Origin of the sequence: Nocardia sp. NPDC046763 (assembly GCF_040645495.1) — a bacterium.
GTDB lineage: Bacteria > Actinomycetota > Actinomycetes > Mycobacteriales > Mycobacteriaceae > Nocardia.
Genome location: NZ_JBEYYI010000012.1, coordinates 173,814 through 194,432, shown reverse-complemented (window position 1 = coordinate 194,432; position 20,619 = coordinate 173,814). Strand labels below are relative to the sequence as shown.

Annotated in this window: 16 protein-coding genes and 1 pseudogene; 8 read left to right on the top strand and 9 right to left on the bottom strand. The window is 68.6% G+C overall.

Annotated features, from left to right (window positions below):
• Positions 1-9 precede the first annotated feature (9 nt).
• Both ABZ909_RS21250 and ABZ909_RS21245 read right to left on the bottom strand, forming a co-directional pair.
• A complete protein-coding gene (locus ABZ909_RS21250; protein WP_357002320.1) occupies positions 10-1,521 on the bottom strand; it encodes a nitrate/nitrite transporter in 1,512 nt (503 codons plus the stop codon).
• Positions 1,522-1,792: 271 nt separating this feature from the next.
• Complete coding sequence (locus tag ABZ909_RS21245; protein ID WP_357002318.1) at positions 1,793-2,944, bottom strand: MFS transporter; 1,152 nt, start codon at positions 2,942-2,944, stop codon at positions 1,793-1,795.
• A gap of 203 nt (positions 2,945-3,147) precedes the next feature.
• Here ABZ909_RS21245 and ABZ909_RS21240 point away from each other — a divergent pair, with 203 nt between their 5' ends.
• Both ABZ909_RS21240 and ABZ909_RS21235 read left to right on the top strand, forming a co-directional pair.
• A complete protein-coding gene (locus ABZ909_RS21240; RefSeq protein ID WP_357002164.1) occupies positions 3,148-3,831 on the top strand; it encodes a FadR/GntR family transcriptional regulator in 684 nt (227 codons plus the stop codon).
• Positions 3,832-4,005: 174 nt separating this feature from the next.
• Positions 4,006-5,466 (top strand): nitrate/nitrite transporter, encoded by a 1,461-nt coding sequence (locus ABZ909_RS21235; protein ID WP_357002162.1) that lies wholly within the window; start codon positions 4,006-4,008, stop codon positions 5,464-5,466.
• A 165-nt stretch (positions 5,467-5,631) separates the two neighbouring features.
• Here the strand turns inward: ABZ909_RS21235 and ABZ909_RS21230 are convergent, their stop codons facing one another.
• The 3 genes from ABZ909_RS21230 to ABZ909_RS21220 all read right to left on the bottom strand — a co-directional run bounded on the left by ABZ909_RS21230 (position 5,632) and on the right by ABZ909_RS21220 (position 8,907).
• Positions 5,632-6,483 carry a TIGR02569 family protein gene (locus tag ABZ909_RS21230; RefSeq protein WP_357002316.1) on the bottom strand — a complete coding sequence of 284 codons (852 nt, stop codon included), beginning with the start codon at positions 6,481-6,483 and terminating at the stop codon, positions 5,632-5,634.
• Positions 6,484-6,661: 178 nt separating this feature from the next.
• Positions 6,662-7,861 carry an adenylyltransferase/sulfurtransferase MoeZ gene (moeZ, locus tag ABZ909_RS21225; RefSeq protein WP_357002160.1) on the bottom strand — a complete coding sequence of 400 codons (1,200 nt, stop codon included), beginning with the start codon at positions 7,859-7,861 and terminating at the stop codon, positions 6,662-6,664.
• A 95-nt stretch (positions 7,862-7,956) separates the two neighbouring features.
• Positions 7,957-8,907 (bottom strand): sigma-70 family RNA polymerase sigma factor, encoded by a 951-nt coding sequence (locus tag ABZ909_RS21220; RefSeq protein ID WP_357002158.1) that lies wholly within the window; start codon positions 8,905-8,907, stop codon positions 7,957-7,959.
• Positions 8,908-9,034: 127 nt separating this feature from the next.
• Here ABZ909_RS21220 and ABZ909_RS21215 point away from each other — a divergent pair, with 127 nt between their 5' ends.
• On the top strand, positions 9,035-10,453 hold the full coding sequence (locus ABZ909_RS21215) for a DHA2 family efflux MFS transporter permease subunit (RefSeq protein WP_357002156.1): 1,419 nt from the start codon (positions 9,035-9,037) through the stop codon (positions 10,451-10,453).
• Here the strand turns inward: ABZ909_RS21215 and ABZ909_RS21210 are convergent.
• Positions 10,438-11,397, bottom strand: a complete 960-nt coding sequence (locus tag ABZ909_RS21210; protein WP_357002314.1) for a DUF3152 domain-containing protein — start codon at positions 11,395-11,397, stop codon at positions 10,438-10,440. The two genes, ABZ909_RS21215 and ABZ909_RS21210, sit on opposite strands and share 16 nt — an antisense overlap.
• 532 nt (positions 11,398-11,929) lie before the next feature.
• On the opposite strand from ABZ909_RS21210, the gene ABZ909_RS21205 reads away from it, so the two are divergent.
• Positions 11,930-12,595 carry a TetR/AcrR family transcriptional regulator gene (locus ABZ909_RS21205; RefSeq protein ID WP_357002153.1) on the top strand — a complete coding sequence of 222 codons (666 nt, stop codon included), beginning with the start codon at positions 11,930-11,932 and terminating at the stop codon, positions 12,593-12,595.
• A 143-nt stretch (positions 12,596-12,738) separates the two neighbouring features.
• Here ABZ909_RS21205 and ABZ909_RS21200 read toward each other — a convergent pair whose 3' ends face one another.
• From ABZ909_RS21200 to ABZ909_RS21190, 3 genes are all read right to left on the bottom strand, one after another.
• The gene (locus ABZ909_RS21200) at positions 12,739-12,966 is read right to left on the bottom strand and encodes a DUF3107 domain-containing protein (RefSeq protein WP_357002150.1); all 228 of its coding nucleotides are present in this window, start codon (positions 12,964-12,966) and stop codon (positions 12,739-12,741) included.
• Positions 12,967-13,114: 148 nt separating this feature from the next.
• Positions 13,115-13,840: a ferritin-like fold-containing protein gene (locus tag ABZ909_RS21195; protein ID WP_357002147.1), complete on the bottom strand. Its 726-nt coding sequence runs from the start codon at positions 13,838-13,840 to the stop codon at positions 13,115-13,117.
• A gap of 164 nt (positions 13,841-14,004) precedes the next feature.
• Positions 14,005-15,039, bottom strand: a complete 1,035-nt coding sequence (locus tag ABZ909_RS21190) for an alpha/beta fold hydrolase (RefSeq protein WP_357002144.1) — start codon at positions 15,037-15,039, stop codon at positions 14,005-14,007.
• A gap of 479 nt (positions 15,040-15,518) precedes the next feature.
• Here ABZ909_RS21190 and ABZ909_RS21185 point away from each other — a divergent pair.
• From ABZ909_RS21185 to ABZ909_RS21170, 4 genes and pseudogenes are all read left to right on the top strand, one after another.
• Positions 15,519-16,784, top strand: a pseudogene (locus ABZ909_RS21185) (DEAD/DEAH box helicase); the annotation flags it as partial.
• Between the two features lie 1,233 nt (positions 16,785-18,017).
• Positions 18,018-19,241 (top strand): hypothetical protein, encoded by a 1,224-nt coding sequence (locus ABZ909_RS21180; RefSeq protein WP_357002141.1) that lies wholly within the window; start codon positions 18,018-18,020, stop codon positions 19,239-19,241.
• Between the two features lie 168 nt (positions 19,242-19,409).
• Complete coding sequence (locus ABZ909_RS21175) at positions 19,410-20,009, top strand: acid phosphatase (protein WP_357002139.1); 600 nt, start codon at positions 19,410-19,412, stop codon at positions 20,007-20,009.
• Between the two features lie 14 nt (positions 20,010-20,023).
• The gene (locus ABZ909_RS21170; protein WP_357002136.1) at positions 20,024-20,503 is read left to right on the top strand and encodes a GNAT family N-acetyltransferase; all 480 of its coding nucleotides are present in this window, start codon (positions 20,024-20,026) and stop codon (positions 20,501-20,503) included.
• The last annotated feature ends 116 nt before the right edge of the window (positions 20,504-20,619 follow it).

Sequence of the window (20,619 nt, the reverse complement as noted above, 5' to 3'; positions counted from 1 at the left end):
GAATGGACGTCAGGCGCGAGCCGACGAGGTGGACGAGGAATCGGTTGCGGCGGAGCCGGTTTCGGCATCGAGGACCAGTGCTGATTCGGCTTGCAAGACCAGGGATTCGGCCTCGACGACGACATCGGCGTCGGTGGTTTCGGAGGTCAGCGAGCGCAGGCTCGGACGGCGCATGAAGACAGCCCAGCAGACCACGGCGCAGACCACGTAGAAGGCCATGAAGACCCAGAACGCGGTGGTCGCGGACTTGGTGGAGGCGTAGGAGGAGCGCAGCACCAGGTTGATGCCGACGCCGCCCAGCGCACCGATGGCGCCGACGAAGCCGATGAGCGCACCCGAGGTATTGCGGGCCCAGGCCGCCCGGGCGGCCGAATCACCGTCCAGGGAGCGGGATTTGGCCTCGAACACCGACGGGATGATCTTGGTGACGGCCCCGTTGCCGAAGCCCGAGATGACGAACAGCGCGGTGAAGGCGACGATCATGGCCACCAGCACGCCGCCCTGCGGGTGCCCGGCGCGATCACCCAGGGTCGAGGCCACCGTGACCACCAGGGCCGCCACGGTCATGGCGCCGAAGCTGAGCAGCGTGACCTTGCTGCCGCCGATGCGGTCGGCCCACTTGCCGCCGTAGGGACGGGCCAGCGAACCCAGCAGCGGGCCGATGAAGGCGATCTGCGCGGCGTGCAGGGTGGCCGCGGCGACGCTCGCGCCGCCGGCCTTGAAGCTGATCTGCAGCACCTGGCCGAAGGCGAAGCTGTAGCCGATGAAGGAACCGAAGGTTCCGATGTAGAGGAAGGCGATGGCCCAGGACTGCGGCACCCGCAGCGCCTTGAGCATGTAGGACAGGTCGGCCTTCTGGTTCTTGACGTTGTCCATGTAGAGGGCCGCGCCCACCGCCGCCACCACGATCAGGACCAGGTAGACCGCGCACACCACCGAGGCATTGCCGTAGTGGTTGCCCAGGGTGGCGATGACCGCCAGGCCGACCAGCTGCACCACCGGCACGCCGATATTGCCGCCGCCCGCATTGACGCCCAGCGCCCAGCCCTTGAGCCGCTGCGGGAAGAAGACGTTGATGTTGGACATCGACGAGGAGAAGTTGCCGCCGCCGAAGCCCGCGAAGGCCGCCACAACCAGGAAGGTCGTGTAGGAGGTGCCCGGCTGGTTGATGAAGTACAGCGTCAGCAGCGTCGGGATCAGCAGCAGCAGCGCGCTCACGATGGTCCAGTTGCGACCGCCGAACTTCGCGGTGGCGACGGTGTACGGGATCCGCATGAAGCCGCCGACCAGCGTCGGCATCGCGCCCAGGAAGAATTTGCCGGCCGGGTCGATGCCGAACTTGTCGGTCGGCATGAACAGCACCATGACCGACCAGATCGACCACACCGAGAACCCGACGTGCTCGGCGAACACCGACCAGATCAGGTTGCGGCGAGCGATGTCCTTACCACCGGCTTCCCAAGCCACGACATCCTCGGCATCCCAATGCTCGATGTCGCGCTTGCGGGTCAGCGTCGTCAACAAGAGGCCCTCCTGAAATCTGGATGGCCCCAAGGTAGGAAATCGGTATTGCGTCGATGCTGCGCGAAATGACCGGCAAATCAACGGTTGCTCACGAATACCGGGCAACCAACGTGAGAAGTGACCTTATGTTTCAGCTATGTGACACAAGGGTTTCCGGCGGCCACAAATCGCCAGGAAACGCGATAAAACGCGTAACCGAGCCGGAAGTTGAGAGCCTTGCCACAAAGCATGGCCCCAACCTCACGGCTCGGCAACTCGAACGGTGAATTTATTTCCAGGTGTCTTCCAGCAGCTGCGGCTTGCACGCCACCCAGGCGCCCGCCATCAGAATCAGGACCGCCACCGCCAGGAAGCCGAACGGGGCCAGCCAACCCCCGGTCATCGTGTGCAGCGCGCCGAACAGCAGCGGGCCCACGCATGCCACCGTGTAGCCGACACCCTGGGTGAATCCGGACAGCGCGGCCGAACCGGCGCCGGTGCGGGTCCGCAGATTGATCAGGGTCAGCGCCATCGGGAAGGTCGACGGGCCCAGGCCCACCGCCAGCACCCACAGCAGCGGGGCGCTCATCGGCGCGACCAGCAGACCGGCGAACCCGATGAAGAAGAACACCGCGCAGCCGATGACGACCGGGAACGGATTGGCCATGCGGCCAACCACGATCGGCGCGCTCAGCGCCGCCACCAGGCCGATGAGGGCGAAGATGCCGACCATGCTGCCGCCGAAGGAGGCGCTGGCGCCGGCGCCGCTGAAGATCGTCGGCATCCAGGTGAACAGCGAATAGGTGATCAGCGAGGTCATGCCGAACATGAAGGCCATGCCCCAGGCCACCGGCGAACGCCACACCCTGCCGGTGGATTCGACCGCGTCCGAAGGCAATTCGGTGGTGTCGACCCGGGCGTGGTCACGCCGCACCCGCAGCACCGCGATCCACGGCAACGCGGCGGCGAAGGCCAGCGCGGCCCACATGCCCAGCGACAGCCGCCAGCCGTGCGCGTCCGCGACCGGCACCGCGATCAGGGCCGGGAAGACGGTGCCCAGCTGCACCATCACGATGTAGACCGAGCTGAGTGCGGCCAGCCGATCCGAGAAGTACCGCTTGACCAGGGGCGGGATCACCACATTGCCGATGCCCATGCCGGCCAGGGCCAGCGCGGAGAAGGCCAGCAGCTCCCAGGTGGCGGGCACCAGGGCGCGGATCACCGAGCCGACACCGGTCATGAGCATGGCCACCAGGGCGGTCGTCTCCAGGCCCAGGCGACGCGACAGCACCGGGGTCAGCAGCCCGCCGAGGGCGAACATGGCGGTCGGCAGCATGCCGAACACGCCGACCACCGCGGTGGAGTAGCCGATGTCCTGACCGATCCGGGCGGCGAGCGGAGTGAACGCGGTGACGGCGACGCGAAGGGTGAGAGCGGACATGACGATGGCGACGAGCACGAGCAGGCGGCCCTCGAACAGGGCGCGCTTCGAGATTTCGGGGCGGAATCCGATCGTCTCGCCCGGGGCATTGGAAAGGCCCCGCACCGGGGCCATCGTCTCATCCATCGTCGCAGTCACCCGCAAATCATAGGATGACCCGATGATGTGATGCAACGAATGTGAGGCAAGGTACGCTGTCACCCGTGCAACCAGTCCGGCGCACGAGCCTCATCGCCCAGGTGACCGAGCAGCTTCGTGCCGAAATCCGTTCCGGCCGTTGGGCCGTCGGCTCGCGTATCCCCACCGAACCCGAGCTCACCGAGCTCACCGGCACCGGCCGCAATACCGTGCGCGAGGCCGTCCAGGCCCTGGTGCACGCCGGCATGCTCGAGCGCAGACAGGGCTCGGGCACCTACGTCATCTCCACCTCCACCCTCGGCGGCACCCTCACCGAGTACCTGGCCGACGCCCAGCAGCGCGACGTCCTGGAACTGCGGCGGGCCCTCGACACCACCGCCGCCCGGCTGGCCGCCGAGCGCCGCGACGACACCGACATCGCGACCCTGCGACGCGTGCTCGAAGAACGAACCCGCAACTGGGACACCGACTTCGACGCCGCGATCGAGGCCGACGTGCAACTGCACCGCGCCATAGTGGTCGCCAGCCACAATGCGGTATACCTGGAGTTCTACGACTCGCTGCTGCCCGTCATCGCGGCCGGGATCCGCTTCCGGTCCGAGCGTGAGGGCGAGACGTACCACGACGAGCACGCCGAACTGGTGCAGGCGGTCATCGACGGCGATCCGGAACGGGCGGCCCGCACCGCCAACTGCTTCCTCGACTCGCTCATGGCCGAATACCGGACGCTTGATACGAAATTCGAGTAACCGAAAGGTCACCACGCGACACACCGCCGGGTGAGGCCGAATTACCGTCTCCGTCACGGAAAAAAACTCGGACGTAAAAAGCGCTTCCTACGGTTGGACGCGACCGCAGCGGTTCCCCCGACGACCGGGAACCCACGATGAGGGCGGTCGCGACAGCCGAGAGGACAGCTGCTCATGGCAACCGTAGTAGAGGTGCCCGAAACGACCTTCGCCTTCCAAAGACGCGGACGGTGGATCGACCGCTGGGAACCGGATAACGGTGAATTCTGGGAAAACGGGGGTAAACAAACCGCCCGGAAAAATCTGATCTTCTCCGTTTTCGCCGAGAACCTCGGATTCAGCGTCTGGGTGCTGTGGGCCAGTGTGGTGACCGCCATGGGCTCGGCCGGATTCGCCTTCCTGAGTGCGAAGAATCCCGACTCGGTCAACAACGCGCTGCTGCTCACCTCCACCCCAACCCTGGTCGGCGCGGCCCTGCGCGTGCCCTACACCTTCGCCATCCCGCGCTTCGGCGGCCGCGCGTTCACCGCCTTCAGCGCCGCCATGCTGTTGATCCCCACGCTGGGCCTGGCGTATTTCATCAACCAGCCGAGCACACCCATGTGGGTGTTCATGGTGCTGGCCGCACTCGCGGGTATCGGCGGCGGCAACTTCTCGTCGTCGATGGCCAATATCAACTTCTTCTTCCCCGAGGGCAAGAAGGGCGCGGCGCTGGGCATCAATGCCGCGGGGGGCAATCTCGGTGTGGCACAGACACAATTGTTCGTGCCGCTCATCATCACGCTGGGCACCCACATCATGGCCAAGAACCCGGGCGGCTACCGGTTCGGCATCACTCTGGCTGTGCTGGTGTGGATTCCGTTCATCCTCGTCGCCCTGTTCGGCGCGCTGCGCTACATGGACTCGCTGTCCGGCGCGAAATCCGATGGTAAGTCCTACAAACTGGCACTGAAGAACCGGCACACCTGGGTGATGGCGATCCTCTACATCGGCACCTTCGGCTCCTTCATCGGCTTCTCCTTCGCCTTCCCCACCCTGCTCAAGGCCAACTTCCCGAGCCTGGCCAAGATCGGCTGGATGGGCACCCTGGGCAACCTGGCCTTCCTCGGCGCGCTCGTGGGTTCCATGAGCCGGCCCTTCGGCGGCTGGGTCGCCGACAAGCTCAGCGGCGCGAAGATCACGCTCTACGTCTTCGGTGGCATGGCGGTCGCCGCCGCGCTCATCGTGGCGTCGCTGTCGGCCAAGAACTTCCCGCTATACCTGATCTCGTTCCTGCTGCTGTTCGTGTTCAGCGGCATCGGCAACGGGTCGACCTACCGGATGATCCCGATGATCTTCACCGCGGAAGCGCGGCGGCACGCCTCGGAGACCGGTCAGGACATCGGGGCGGCCCTGATCTCCGCGAAACGGCAGGCGGGTGCGGCCATCGGCGTCATCGGCGCGATCGGCGCAGCGGGCGGCTGGATCCTGCAGCAGGCCCTGCGACTGTCGAACACCCACTACCACAGCATGAATCCGGCCTTCTGGGGCTACGTGGTGGCCTACCTCGCCATGGGCGCGATCTGCTGGTGGTTCTACCTGCGCTCCTCCTTCGCGGTCGGACGCGTACCCTCCCTGGCCCACGCCAACGTCTGAGCCCGCCCAACTCTCGGGGACTCTCAGGGGTAGTCACCCCGGAAAGCCCGTGGGCTCAGGCAATGACTTTGGAAGCGCGCCCTTCCAGAGATCCCCATCCTCAGGGGAACAGAAAGGCCGCGCCGGATTCGTCGCCCGGCGCGGCCTTTCCGTCTGTCCAGGCCCCTAGAGCAGCAGGCGGATCATGTCGGCGGTGCGGGCCAGGCCCGGGAATGCCTCGGGGGTGGACCGCGGGTGCAGGGCATGCACGGCGAGACGGAACATGACCGCGCGCACCAGCATCTGCGGCCATTCGGGCAGATCGCCCCAGCGTTCCAGCAGGCCGTCGTCGGCCCCGCCCCAGGACAGGGCATCGACCACGATGACCGCCGCCGCCCAGGGGGCCGGCCGCCAGTACGGGGTGATGTCCGTGAGGCCGGGCGCGAAAGAGCCCGAGAACAGGACGGTTCCGAACAGATCGCCGTGCACCAGCTGCGCCGGAGTGGTCACCGGCTTGCGCAGGGTTGACAGCTGGGTGATCAGGATCTGACTGCGGTCGCCGTCCGGGGAGGTGGTCGGCAGCATGCCGCCCAGCTTGAGACTGCGCAGCGGAACCGCTTCCCACGCAGCGCGATCCGCGGCCGCGAAGACATCCACATCCACCCACGGCGCGACCGGCTGCGCGGCCAGGAAACGCGGACGCTCCAGACGCGCGGTCACCTGGTGCAGGCGCAATGACAGCGACACCACTTCGTCGTGCCGCGGCTCCGGCGCCCCTTCGAGGAAGATGTCGGCGCGCCAACCGGATACGACATATCGTCCATCGGTGGCCCGCACCGGCCGTGCCAGGCGCAGCCCGTCCACCCGCAAGGTCTCGCGTACTTTCGCCGACCACGCCGCTCGCGCATGATCAGTGACCGGGCTCAGGACCACATCGCCACAACGCCAGCCACCGTCCCAGTTCCCCAGTGGAACCGGCACTTCCTCGCGCAACCCGAAGGTCGAGCGGACGTGCTCGGGAGGTTCCACAGCAGTCATGGTCACGCGCGTACGGTACCGCTGTACCGCCTCCCCGCGACTCAAGGTCAGACAGAGAGCCGTCGGAGTGTCGTCGGCGAGCGGCGGTCGGGCGCGTCACCGATTTCGGACGTACCCGGGGAGTTACCCGGATCCTTCCGAAATCAGTTGCCGCGTCCCGATGAATCGACGCTTTCGGTCAGTAGACCGGCAGCGACGGGTCGACCTGGTTGGCCCAGGCGATGATTCCGCCCTGAAGGTGGGTGGCGTCCGAGAATCCGGCGTTCTTGAGCGCCGCGAGCGCCTCGGCGGAGCGGATTCCGGTCTTGCAATGCAGGACGATCGGGGTGTTCTGGGGCAGCTCGGCCAGGGCCTCGCCGGAGAGGATGCGGTCCTTGGGGATCAGGGTCGCGCCCTCGATGCGGACGATGTCCCACTCGACGGGCTCGCGCACGTCGACGATGGCGACATCCTTGCCGGCGTCGAGCATCTCCTTGAGCTCACGGGCGGTGATGGTGGAGCCGATGGCCGCGGCCTGGCCCTCCTCGGACACCACGCCGCAGAACGCGTCGTAGTCGATGAGCTCGATAATGGGCTGACGCTCCGGATCGCGGCGCAGCTTGATGGTGCGGTAGCTCATGTCCAGTGCGTCGTACACCATGAGCCGGCCCAGCAGCGGGTCGCCGATACCGGTGATCAGTTTGATCGCCTCGGTCACCATGATCGAGCCGATGGAGGCGCACAGCACGCCCAGCACGCCGCCCTCGGCGCAGGACGGGACCATGCCCGGCGGCGGAGCCTCCGGATAGAGGTCGCGGTAGTTGATGCCCCTCTTTTCGCCATCCGGCGCGTCGGGGGCGTCCTCCCAGAACACCGAGACCTGGCCCTCGAACCGGTAGATCGAGCCCCACACGTAGGGCTTGCCGGCCAGGACCGCGGCGTCGTTGACGAGGTAGCGGGTGGCGAAGTTGTCGGTGCCGTCGACGATCAGGTCGTAGCGGCTGAACAGCTCGACCGCATTGTCGGGTTCGAGGCGAATCTTGTGCAGCTCCACGGTGATTCCGGAGTTGATCTCCAGAATCGAATCGCGGGCGCTGTCCGCCTTGGAACGGCCGATATCGGACTCGCCGTGGATGATCTGACGCTGCAGGTTGGAGGCATCGACCTCGTCGAACTCCACGATGCCGAGCGTGCCGACACCGGCGGCAGCCAGGTACAGCAGCGCCGGGGAGCCCAGCCCGCCCGCGCCGATCACCAGCACCTTGGCGTTCTTCAAGCGTTTCTGACCGTCCACCCCGAGGTCCGGGATGATCAGGTGGCGGCTGTAGCGGGCGACCTCGTCCCGGGTCAGCTCCGCCGCCGGCTCCACCAGGGGCGGCAGGGAGGGATGCGATGACACGTCTTCGGACTCCTCAATCGAATTCGCCGGAAACTCGCGGCCCTTGCTGCAACACCGCGGGGCGGGGCGTTCTTCCCAAGCCTACGGATGTCACGTCACAGCCGGGCGGGGAGGTCGAACAGGCGGAAGAGGTCCGGGGAGTGGAACAGGTCCAGGCGGGCGATGCCGTCGCGATCGAGGGTGAGGACGTGGAGGTTGGCGGCCTCGAACACGCCGCCGCGCTCGACATAGGCGGCCAGGGCAGGGCGGTTGTTGGCGCGAGTGGGTAGCAGGCGGAAGGCCTCGCCGCGGGCGAAGACCCGGCCCAGAAAGGCGGTGACGGCGTCGCGGCCCTGGAACCAAGCCAGGAACGGCGGCATCTGGAGCATGGCGTCGTCGCGCAGGATGCGCTTGAGGGCGTCGATGTCCATGGCCTCGAACGCCTGCACATAGCGCTTCAGCAGCTCGCGCTGCTCGTCGTCGCCGAGCTCGGCGGGACCGGCCTGGACGCCGGACAGCTGCGCATGCGCCCGCTGCAGGGCGCTGTTGACTGCGGCGGTGCTGGTGTCGAGCAGCCCGGCCACCTCGGCCGCCCGCAGCGCCAGCACGTCCCGCAGGATCAGCACCGCGCGCTGCAATGGCGGAAGGTGTTGCAGCGCGGCCACGAACGCCAGCCGCACGCTCTCCCGGGCCGCCACCACCGCGGCCGGATCGCCATCCCCGAGCAGCGCGTCCGGGAACGGCTCCAGCCAGGGCAGTTCGGGCGAAGGATCGAGACGCTCCGCCCCCACCATCGGATTCGGCTGCGCCAGATCGACCGGCAGCGCCCGCCGCTGCGCGCTCTTCAACGCGGTGAGGCAGACATTGGTGGCGATCCGGTACAGCCAGGTGCGCAGCGAAGCCCGTTGCGGGTCATAGGAATCCGCCGACCGCCAGGCGCGCACCAGGATCTCCTGCACCAGATCCTCGGCATCGTGCAGCGAGCCGGTCATCCGGTAGCAGTAGGCGAGCAGTTCGGAGCGGTGCGAATCGGCGACGGCGACCACGTCGTCGACGGTGGCGGTCATCCCACATTGCTAGCACGGCGTCGCCGAGCCGTCGAGCCATCGGCCGCCGACCAGCGGCCGATGAGTTTTCGCGAGCCGGTGAGTACGTACCGGTGACATTCGAACCGACCCGAAAGGTCACTCCCCCATGACCACTCACCAGCGCTGGACGCTCGCCCTCACCTCGGTGGCGTCACTCATGGTGGGGCTCGACGCACTCGTCGTCACCACCGCGCTCAACACCATCCGGGTCCAGCTCGGCGCGTCCCTCGAGGCGCTCGGCTGGACCTTCAACTCGTACACGCTCGCACTCGCGGTGTTCCTGCTGACCGCCGCGGTGATCGGCGACCGCATCGGCCGCCGCCGCCTGCTCATCGCGGGGCTCACGCTGTTCACCCTCTCCTCGGCCGCCTGCGCACTGGCCACCGGCATCAGCGCGCTGATCGCCGCCCGCACGGTGCAGGGCGTCGGCGCGGCCATGATCATGCCGGCCGCCTTCGCCCTGCTCGGGGTGGCCTTCCCGCCCGCCCAGCGCGGACGGGCCATGGGCATCTTCGCCGGGATCACCGGGCTGGCCATCCTGGGCGGACCCGTCGTCGGCGGGGCCGTGGTGCAGGGCCTGACCTGGCAGTGGATCTTCTGGCTCAATGTGCCCATCGGCGCGGCGCTGATTCCGGCCGTCCGCCGCTGGGTCGCGGAAAGCACCGGGCCCGCCGCACAGGTCGACACCGTCGGCGTCCTGCTGTCCGGGCTCGGCGTACTCGGGCTGGTGCTCGGACTGGTTCGCGGCAATGCGGTCGGCTGGACCAGCGCCGAGATCCTGGGCGCACTGCTCGGCGGCGGTGCCCTGCTGGCGGCCTTCGTCGGCTGGGAGCTGCGCACCCCACAGCCCATGGTGCCCATGCGGCTGTTCACCCGCCCCGGCTTCGGCGCCCCCAACCTGGCGGGGCTCCTGATGACCGCCGCGCTCTTCGGCACCGCGTTCTTCTTCGCCCAGTACCTGCAGGCCGGGCTGCACAACAGCCCGCTCGGCTCCGGGCTGCGCCTGCTGCCCTGGACCGCAACGCTTTTCGTGGTCGCCCCGCTGGCGGGCGCGCGCATGAGCCGGATCGGCGAACGCCGGTTGATCGTGGCCGGACTGCTGCTCGCGGGGATCGGCCTGCTCTGGATAGCCCTGGCCGCCGGGGCCGGGGCCGGATATCCGGCGCTGATCGGGCCGATGCTGCTGACCGGTATCGGCATCTCGGCCGCCATGCCCGCCGTGCAGAACGCGGCGATCAGCTCGGTCGGACCGGAGTCCATCGGCACCGCGTCGGGGATCTACAACGCCCTGCGCCAGCTCGGCGGCAGCTTCGGAATCGCGGTCACCTCAGCGGTTTTCACCGTCGCCGGCGGCTACACCTCGACGACGGCCGTCCAGCACGGCTTCCGCGCGGCACTGCTCACCGCGGCCGCCGCGGCGGCCCTGGGCGCCCTGGCGGGCCTGGGCGTCGCCAGGCACCAGCCTTCGGCCGCAACGGAATCCGTGCCCGCCGCCGCGGTGGAGGGCGCTCAGGCCCGCGGGTAGGGCCACGGGTTGAAGCGGCAGGTCTTGCCGTCCATCGGCACCACACCTGCGGGATCGAGCTTCGCGATGTCGTTGTTCCTGGTCCCGAAGGTCTGCTGCATCATGACCGGCGCCAGCCCGCCGTCGACCTCGCACGGCTGGTGCTCGTGGTAGCCGATGGCATGTCCCACTTCATGATTGATCTGGTACTGCCGGTAGGAGCCGACATCGCCCTCGAAGGCCAGCGCCCCGCGCACCCAGCGCACCTCCGAGAGCACCACGCGGCCCAGATCTGCGTTGTAGCAGGAGGAGTCGACCGGGATCTCGAAACCGCAGGACTTGCGGGTGGTGTCGCGGGAGGTCAGCGAGATGCGGAAATCCGGAGTGCCGGTGTCCACGCGCCGGAAGCCGAAACGCGGATCATGGGTCCAGGACTTGGGATTCGCGAGGGTGGCGTCGACCATCTGGCCGATGGCCGGATCACCGCCGAGGCTGGCGGTGTCCACGCCGTCCTCGATCTCCACGGTGTAGGTGAACACGTGCTGGGAACCGGTGCCGACCTGCGCGGTATTGCCGGGCACCAGGTGCCAGTTGCCGGTACCGGTGTCGGTGTAGGGCCCGCCGGGCGGGACTGCGCCGGTGGGCAGATCGGCGGCGTACCTGCCGTCGCCCTTGGGTGCGCCGCCGATGATGCCGCTGGGCTTGTCGGTGTGCTCGCTGAGGCGGCCGAAGCCGGGGAGTCCGGTGCTGGCGTCGCCGGTGTGGCGCAGGGCGTCCACCGCGACCAGGACGGTGATGACGAGCAGTACGGGCAGGGCGTAGGCACGCCAGCCGTAGGTGCTCACGAAGCGGCCCAGCGGACTCTGCTTCTTGGTCTCGCGGTCGGGGCGCTGCCGGTTGCGGGCGTCGGCGGGCGGGGCGGTGGGATCCCAGCGGGCGCGCAGCGGCTGGTGCGGCAGCGGCAGGCGATCACCGGCGGGCTGACTCGGATCGGGTACGGGATCGGGCCGTGTGATGAGCCCGGAAGATATCGAGGGGCCGGTCTGCGATGCGCTGGAGCCGGTGTACAAACCGAGCGGATCGTAGATGGGCCCGCTGGGTCTTCTTCGGCGCTTGTTTCCGGCGGCCTTCGGCACACCGGCCCCCACGGGGCGGCGCGAATCAGGCCCGCCGGAACTGCTGCCCCCATGGTCGGTCACGACTGACAGACTCTCACAGCCCGCCCCCACGCACGGAAGGGCCGTGGCCGGGCGGTGCTATTGCTGCGAGATATCTCACGCTAATGCGGCAGAGCTCACAAATCGGAACATGTGCTACACAGTTGTGATCGGCCTCGCATAATCGATGCGAGTCCCACTCGACCATCACCGGTGCTGATCGGCAACAACCAGCACACCAAAATTCGGAACCTGGATCGGCACGGGCCCCATGAGCGAGTATCGTTCGTGGGATACCGGTGACATCCTTCCCACCGGGAATCAACTGGGAGAAAAGGCAATGACTGACCTCGTGGACCGGATGACGTCGCACCGCACGTCATCTGAGGCCATGGCGGCAAGCAAGCGCGGCACCCGCCTGCCCCGCGAGGCGCGCCGGGCGCAGCTACTCGCGGCCGCCAGCGAGGTCTTCGTGCTACGCGGCTATCACGCCTCGGGCATGGATGAGATCTCGCAGTGCGCCGGCGTCAGCAAACCGGTGCTCTACCAGCACTTCTCGAGCAAGCTCGAACTGTATCTGGCCGTCCTGCAGAACTACGTCGACGCCCTGGTGTCGAGCGTGCGCCAGGCGCTGCGCTCCACCACCGACAACAAGCAGCGCGTGCGCGCCGCCGTGCAGGCCTACTTCGACTTCGTCGATCACGAAACCCAGGGCTTCCGACTGGTTTTCGAATCCGATCTGACCAATGAGCCGCAGGTGCAGCGCCGCGTCGAGCAGGCCACCGAGGCGTGCGTGGACGCGGTCTTCGACCTGGTCGCCCACGACTCCGGCCTGGAGCCCTACCGCGCCCGTGTGCTCGCCGTCGGCCTGGTCGGCGCCAGCCAGCTGAGCGCGCGCTACTGGCTCGAGGCGGACCGGCCGATCAGCAAGGACGACGCGGTCGACACCACCGTCGCATTGTGCTGGGGCGGCCTGAAGCACGTGCCCCTGCACCCGATGGATTGAGAGAAAAGTTCTCTCATCTCTCAAAGGATTCGGGAGCAATCCCCTGAATCCCCGACGACAACAAAAGAATTGCCCCGCCGAGCTGCTCGGCGGGGCAATTCTTTTACGTCACTAGGGGTTTCAGGAAGTCCCCGAGAGTTCGGCTAGACGGCCGCGAAGCCGACGCGACCCGAAGAGGGGGTGCCGATCTCGACATAGGCGACCTTCGAGGCCTGGATCAGGAACTTGCGGCCCTTCTCGTCGGTCAGCGTGACGACGCCACCCTCACCCTGGAGCGCGCCGGTGACGGCCGCCTCGACTTCGGCGGGGGTCTGCGAGCTGATGATGACGAGCTCACGCGGGCTATCCGAAATGCCGATCTTGACCTCCACGGCCAACCTCCGAACCTAGAGTCCTGTGCTGTCCTGATCACGCTAGCGCAGCCGGGACAGCGTCCGGCCGCGACCGCCTGCGCTGTCAGCGAACAGCACCCACGGCACTGCCAGGGAACAGCGCAGACGGCGGGGAGAAACGGGAGCGTCAGCTCAGGCCGAGTACGCGCATGCGCTCGGCGTGACTGTTCTGCATGTGCTCGAACAGCGTTGCGATGCCGTTCAGATCGCCCGTGGCGGTGAGCACCAGGTCGGTGAGCCCGTCGCGCTGCGCCATCACGTACTGCGCCTGGGTGATGGCCTCGCCCAGCAGGCGGCGGCCCCACAGCGCCAGCCGGTCCCGCTCGGACCGGTTCTGGGCGACCGCGGTGCGCACCTCCTCGATGACGAACTCGGAGTGGCTGGTCTCGGCCAGCACATCGCGCACCACGTCGGCGACCTCGGGAGCCAGGGCGCCGGCGATCTCGGTGTAGAAGTCGGCGGCGATGCCGTCGCCGACGTAGAACTTGACCATCGACTCCAGCCAGGTGGAGGGGTCGGTGGAGGCGTGATAGGCGTCCAGGGCGCGCACGAACGGGGCCATGGCGTCGAAGATGTCGACGCCGCGGTCGGCCAGCGCCCGCTCCAGGGTCTTGAAGTGTTCCATCTCGTTGCCGGCCATCTTGGCGACGGCCACCCGGCCGCGCAGCGTGGGCGACAGCTTGGCCTCTTCGGCCAGTCGGTAGAAGGCGGAGATCTCACCGTAGGCGAGGACCGCGAAGAGGTCGGTGGCTCCAGGATGTTCGGCGGAGATGCGGCCGTCGGAAGACGAAGAAATACGGCCGTCGGAAGACTCCGAGGTAGCGCCGAGCGCAGTGGACGAGTTTGCTCCCATGGGACCCCACCCTAGCGGCCGAAAACGACGCGCATTCACCCATCGGCGACGACACCCGGGGCGCACCCCCGACATGCTCGTAATGCCTTGCAACACAACGCAATTCATGATCGAACCGGCGATTCGGGGCTACCGTCGGCCCATCCGTCCGAGGCAGCGGCCCGTCAGGGCTGGTCGCGCAGGAACTTGTCCAGATACGTCCACGTGGTGTCACGGGCGATGAGAATGCCGAGATGAGAGCCGGGTGCGGTCTCGTACCGCACCTCCGGCGAGCCGGTCAGCGTCGTCGTCCCGTGCTCCACGGCGGCGGCCGCCGTGATCACGTCGCTCGGTCCGCCGACGAGCAGCACCGGCTGGGTGATGTCGGCCAGCGCGATCCGCCGCTCGCCCAGGTGCACCACGCCCTTGCCGATGTCGTTGTTGAGGATGAAACGGCCCCACAACTGGTTGTAGAAACGCCCCGGATAGCCGGGCAGCGAATTCTGGAACCGATCGATGGTCTCCATCCGGGCCAGGGTCGCGGTGTCCGCGAGATTGCTCGCAATGAAGAACGGCCGCTTGAGTTCCCGATCCCAGGCGGTGGCGCGATAGGCGATCCGGGTCAGCTGCGCCGAGACCCCACCGGCGACGCGAATGGCCGCGGTCGCGGTGCGGCCGCCGTCGATGCGTGCCAGGGTGCGCAGTTCGCGCGCACCGATCATGTGGTCGTAGCTCAGCGGCGCGCCGACGGCCGTGATGGACCGGATGGGCAGCGCCTGATCGGCCGCGGCGGTCAGCAGGGCCAGGACGCCGCCGATGGACCAGCCCACCAGATCCACCGGACGTCCGCCGCGATCGGCGGACACCTCGCGGATGGCCTCGGGCAGGATGTCGTCGATCCAGGTCTCGAAGCCCATGCGCCGGTCCTCGAAGGTGATGTCGCCGTAGTCGACCAGGTAGGGCGCGCGGCCGGATTCCAGCAGGAACCGGGCCAGGCTCTGATCGGGGCGCAGGTCGAAGCAGAAGGCGGGGGCGGCCAGCGGCGGGACCAGCAGCACGGCCGGATCGTCGGGGCCCGCGCCGTCGTAGCGGCGCAGTTCGCGGTGCGGCGCGTCGGACAGCACCGTCGACGGGGTGGGTTCGGGGGCCTCGATGCCGTCGCCGAAGGTCAGCGACCACATGTTGCGGGCGGCGGTGCTCACGGTGTCTACCAAGCTCACGCCACCACCTTCGCAGATAGTGGTACACGGTGTATCACCTATGTGAGCAACTCAACTGCCCAGGCGGTGGCCGACACGATTGTCCCCGGACGAATTATGGTGCGCCACAATCATTAACGGCAATGCGAAACCCCGGATCAGGCCGCCTCTCACTACCGATAAGCACGCCAACCAGCGCAATAGCGCCACACATTAGCGGTGGCGGAAATCAGGGTGAAGGCCGTATCACGCTACAATCTCCGCGGACGCGGAATTCATACCCGTAGTCCATGGAAAATGTGCGCGCACTCCGATCCGCAGCACTGCACCGCCGCGCCAGGTCGACGCCCATCCACCGGAGAGGCATCCCGCAGCGGCGAGAACGGATCAAGTGGTCGTCGCGGACCGACCGGGTCCGCCCCACGCCTCGTGCGCGCGAGACGCGATAAACGAGGAAAGGCAAGAACCTGAGCAAGATCACCGTAGAGCAGGAACCGGGTGTGGCGGACACGCTGCTGACCGCGGAACTCGACGACACCCACCTCGCTCCCTCTTTCGCCGAATTGGGCGTGCACCCGGAAATCGTCCGGGCCCTCGCCGACATCGGCATCGAACGAACTTTCGCCATTCAGGAACTCACCCTGCCGCTAGCGCTGGCCGGTGAGGATCTCATCGGCCAGGCCCGCACCGGTATGGGTAAGACCTTCGGCTTCGGTGTGCCGCTGCTGCACCGCATCGCCACCGGCGACTCCGGCACCAAGGAACTCGACGGCACCCCGCGCGCCCTCATCATCGTGCCGACCCGCGAGCTGTGCATCCAGGTCACCGAGGACCTGGAGAACGCGAGCAAGTATCTGAAGGACGGCAACGGCAAGGCCGTCCGGGTCACCTCCATCTACGGCGGCCGCCCGTACGAGTCGCAGATCGAGGCGCTGCGCGCCGGCGTCGACGTCGTCGTCGGCACCCCGGGCCGCCTGCTGGATCTGGCCGAGCAGCAGCATCTGATCCTGGGCAAGGTGCAGGTGCTGGTCCTCGACGAGGCCGACGAAATGCTGGACCTGGGCTTCCTGCCCGATATCGAGCGGATCCTGAACATGGTCCCCGAGCAGCGGCAGACCATGCTGTTCTCGGCCACCATGCCCGGCCCGATCATCACCCTGGCCCGCGCCTTCCTGAACCGGCCCACCCACATCCGCGCCGAGGAGCCACACGATTCCGCGGTGCACGACCGGATCACGCAGCTGGTCTACCGGGCCCACGCGCTGGACAAGAGCGAGCTGGTCGCCCGCATTCTGCAGGCCGAAACCCGTGGCGCGACAATGATTTTCGCACGCACCAAGCGGACCGCACAGAAGGTCGCCGACGATCTGGCGGAGCGCGGCTTCGCCGTCGGCGCGGTGCACGGCGATCTGGGGCAGATCGCGCGCGAGAAGGCGCTCAAGAGGTTCCGCGAGGGCAAGATCGACGTGCTGGTCGCCACCGATGTGGCCGCCCGCGGCATCGACATCGACGACGTCACCCACGTCGTCAACTACCAGTGCCCGGAGGACGAGAAGACCTACGTGCACCGCATCGGCCGCACCGGCCGCGCGGGCCGCACCGGCGTCGCGGTCACCCTGGTCGACTGGGACGAGCTGAACCGCTGGGCCCTCATCGACAAGGCCCTCGACCTCGGCATCCCGGAACCGGCGGAGACCTACTCCCGCTCCCCCCACCTCTACGCGGAGCTCGGCATCCCGGAGGGCGTCACCGGCGTCGTCCGCAAGCGCAAGCCCGAGCGCGACGAGGACGCCGTCGTGGTGGAGCGCGAACGCCGAGGCACCCGCGACCGCAACCGCCGTCGTACCCGCGGCGGCCGGCCCGTCGAGGGCGAGGCGGCCGTGGTGACCACCGAAGCCCCTGCCGCCGAGGCCGATTCGGCCGCCGGTGATCCGGAGAAGACCGGCCGCCGTCGTCGCCGTCGCCGTCGCGGCAAGGGCGGCAACACCCCGGCCGACGCCATCGTCGCGACCACGGTCGAGACCGAAGTCGACACCGACGGCCCCGCCGAGGTTGCCGACGTCGTCGCCGAGGATGCCGGAGACGGCGCCCGACGGGGACGCAAGCGCACCCGCCGCGGCAAGGATTCCGCCGAGAGCACCGGCGCGACCGAGGCCGCCGCGGACATCGTCCCGGAGGCCGCCGCCGACATCGTCACCGAGGCCGCCGCCGACATCGTCCCGGTAGCCGCGGTCGCCGAGACGCCCGCGCCGGTCGAGGCGAGCGTGGCCACCACGACGGTCGAGCCGGTCACCGACGCGGTCGTGGCCGACGCGCCCCGCAAGCGCACCCGCCGGACCAAAGCAGCCGCCGAGGCCACGGTCACTGCCGTCGAGGTCCCGGTCGCCACGGAGTCGGCCGTCGTCGCCGAGACCGAGGCGGCGGCTCCCGTGACCGCCGAAGCGGACGCGCCCCGCAAGCGCACCCGCCGCACCAAGGTCGCCGTGGCCGAATCCGACGCCGGCGCAGACGGTTCCGCCGTCGTGGTGGAATCGGCTGCCACCGACGGTGACTCGGCCGAGCCCGCGCTGCGGGCGCCGCGCAAGCGGACTCGCAAGGCCGCGGCCGCGACCGTGGACGCCAATGGCGCCGCGGAGGCCACGGTCGAAGCGGCGGACGCTGCGGACGCGCCGAAGGCCGCGCCGCGCAAGCGGACTCGCAAGGCGGCCGCGGCGACCGTGGACGCCAACGGTGCGGCCGAGGTGGTCGCGGAGGCGGCGGACGGTACCGAGGCGCCGAAGGCCGCGCCGCGCAAGCGGGTCCGCAAGGCCGTCAAGGCGGAGGTCGAGGCGGTCGAGTCGGGTGCTGCGGCCAGCGGTTCCGATGAGGCCGCGGCGTCGGCTCCGGTGCGGCGGACCCGGCGGAAGAAGGCCGACGTGGAGGCCGAGGCCACCGTGGTGGTGACCGACACCGCGGTCGCGGCCTCGGCCTAGCCTCGCGGATCGGCTACTCTCGCTGTCGTGCTCGCACCCGAGCGGCGGACGCGCGCCGATATTCTCACCGCTGTCGCGATCGCCGCTCTGGTGGCGATCGCGGCAGCGGTCGTGGTGCTGACCAGCGATGTGCGCGGCACCCACGCGCAGTCCGCGAACCACACCCTCACCCCACCACCGGCGGCCGACTCGGTGCCCGCGCAGGTCAAGGAGCTGTGGCACGCACCGGACGGCGCGGCCATGCGCTCGCTGACGGTGGGCGCGGTGGCCGTCACCGCCGACGACGGCACCGTCACCGGGCGGGATGCCCGCACCGGCGACGAGGTCTGGAAGTACCAGCGGGACATGCCGTTGTGCGCGGTGGAGGTCCAGTTCGGGACGGTCATCGCCACCTACCGGGATCAGCGCGGCTGCAGTCAGACCACCCTGCTCAACTCCGAGACCGGGACCCGGGTGGCGGCGCGGTCCAGCTACATGGACAAGCAGATCACCCTGGCCCCGGACGGCACCTATGTACTCGCGCTGGGCGACGACCGCCTGGAGATGTGGCGCTCGGATCTGGTCCGCACCCTCGAGTACGGCTATGTGGACGCCCCGGTGAATCCGCACACCCAGCCGCGCACCGACTGCCGCCTGCTCTCGGCGGGCTCGGCGCCCAGCCGGGTGGCGGTGCTGGAACGCTGCCCCAAGGATTCCGCCGACCGGCTGTCCATCCTCAATCCCGCGCCCAAGGACGGCACGGTGCCGGAGGAGTACAGCACGCACGTGCTCAACGAGCCCGGCGGCGCGGTGGACGGGGCGCGCGTGATCGCGGTGTCCGACACCCGGACCGCGCTCTACCTCCCCGCCACCCCGACCACCCCGCCGGTGCTGACCATCTATGACGTCAGCGGCAATCTGCTTGCCACCCACCAGGTTCCGGCCTTCACGGACACCGCCATGGTGGCGCGCCTGTCCACCGGTTTCTTCGTCTTCACCGGCGACAGCCTGATCGCCCTCAACCCCACCACCCTCGACCCCCAGTGGGGCGCCCAGCACGTGCTCGGCACCCCGGCGCTGATGGCCGGCCAGCTGGTGGCCCCGGTCCCGGACGGCCTGGCCATCCTGGATCCCGCCACCGGCGCGCAGGTCTCGCGAATCCCGTTGCAGCGCAGCGACTACCACAACGAGCCCATCACGCTGAGCGTCTCGGGCAGCGTCTTCCTGGAGCGCCGGGGCACCCAGGTGTACGGCGTCGGCGCGGCATCTTGACCCCGGCCGCCCTCGGCGTGCCGTCGCGACAACTGATTTCGCAAGGCTCCGGGTAACTCTCCGGGTACATCCGGAATCGGCTCGGCTCCCAACCGCCGGGTGCCCGATTCCGACGGCTCTCTGCCGCCCGCTATGTATTCGGGGAGGCGGTGGAGCATGATCGAATTCATGAGTGGTGACGAATTCCGGTTGGTAGTGCTGCGACACGGGGAGACGGCCTGGTCGGCCGCGCGCCGCCACACCGGACGCACCGATGTGCCCCTCACCGAGATCGGCGAGGCCCAGGCCCGGGCCGCCGGAAAACTGCTGTACGACATGGAATTGCGGAATCCGCTGGTGCTGTGCAGCCCCCGGCAGCGCGCGCTGCGCACCGCGGCGCTGGCCGGGCTCCCCGGCGTCATCGTCGACGACGACCTGGTGGAGTGGGACTACGGCGAATACGAGGGCCTCACCACGCCCGAGATCCAGCGGATGTCCCCCGGCTGGACCATCTGGACCGGCGAGCCCCCCGAGGGCGAGACCGCCGAGCACGTCCGCAAGCGCGCCGACCACGTGCTTGCCACCATCATCCCCGAGCTCGCCACCCGCGATGTGGTGCTGGTCGGCCACGGTCACTTCTCCCGCGCGCTCATCGCCCGCTGGGCCGAGTTCGAGGTGATCGAAGGCCGCCGGTTCTTCCTGTCCACCGCCGCGGTTACGGTGCTGGGACACGATCACCAGGCTCGAACCGTGCTCGCGCACAATCTGGTTCCGCCGCTCAACCCGTAGGAAGGGGCCGCCGAATGATTCGCCGCGCCACCCCCGCCGACATCCCGGCGCTCGTGCAACTCGTTCACGATCTGGCCGAGTACGAGAAGGCCGCCGACGAGTGCACCCTCACCGCGGCCCAGCTCGAGATCGCCCTGTTCGGGCCACAGCCCGCGCTGTACGCCCATGTGGCCGAGAGTGATCAGGGCGTGGTGGGCTGTGCCATCTGGTTCCTGAACTACTCCACCTGGAAGGGCGTGCACGGGGTCTATCTGGAGGATCTCTACGTCAAGCCGGAGGTCCGCGGCCGCGGGCTGGGCAAGAGCCTGCTCGCGACACTGGCCCGCGAGGCCGTCGAGCAGGGGTACGCCCGCGTCGACTGGTCGGTGCTCACCTGGAACACCCCGAGCATCGACTTCTACGAATCCATCGGGGCCGAGCACCAGCACGAGTGGACCGGCTACCGTCTGCGCGGCGCGGCCCTGGCCCGCCTGGCGACGCACGCCGACGACTGAATTCGCCGCGGCGTCCGAATTCGCCGCAGGATCGCTGGAAAGCGCTCGCTCACCCGAGAGGTGGGCGAGCGTCCGAAAACTCGCTCACGGGCCACTGAGCAACTAATACGGCGACT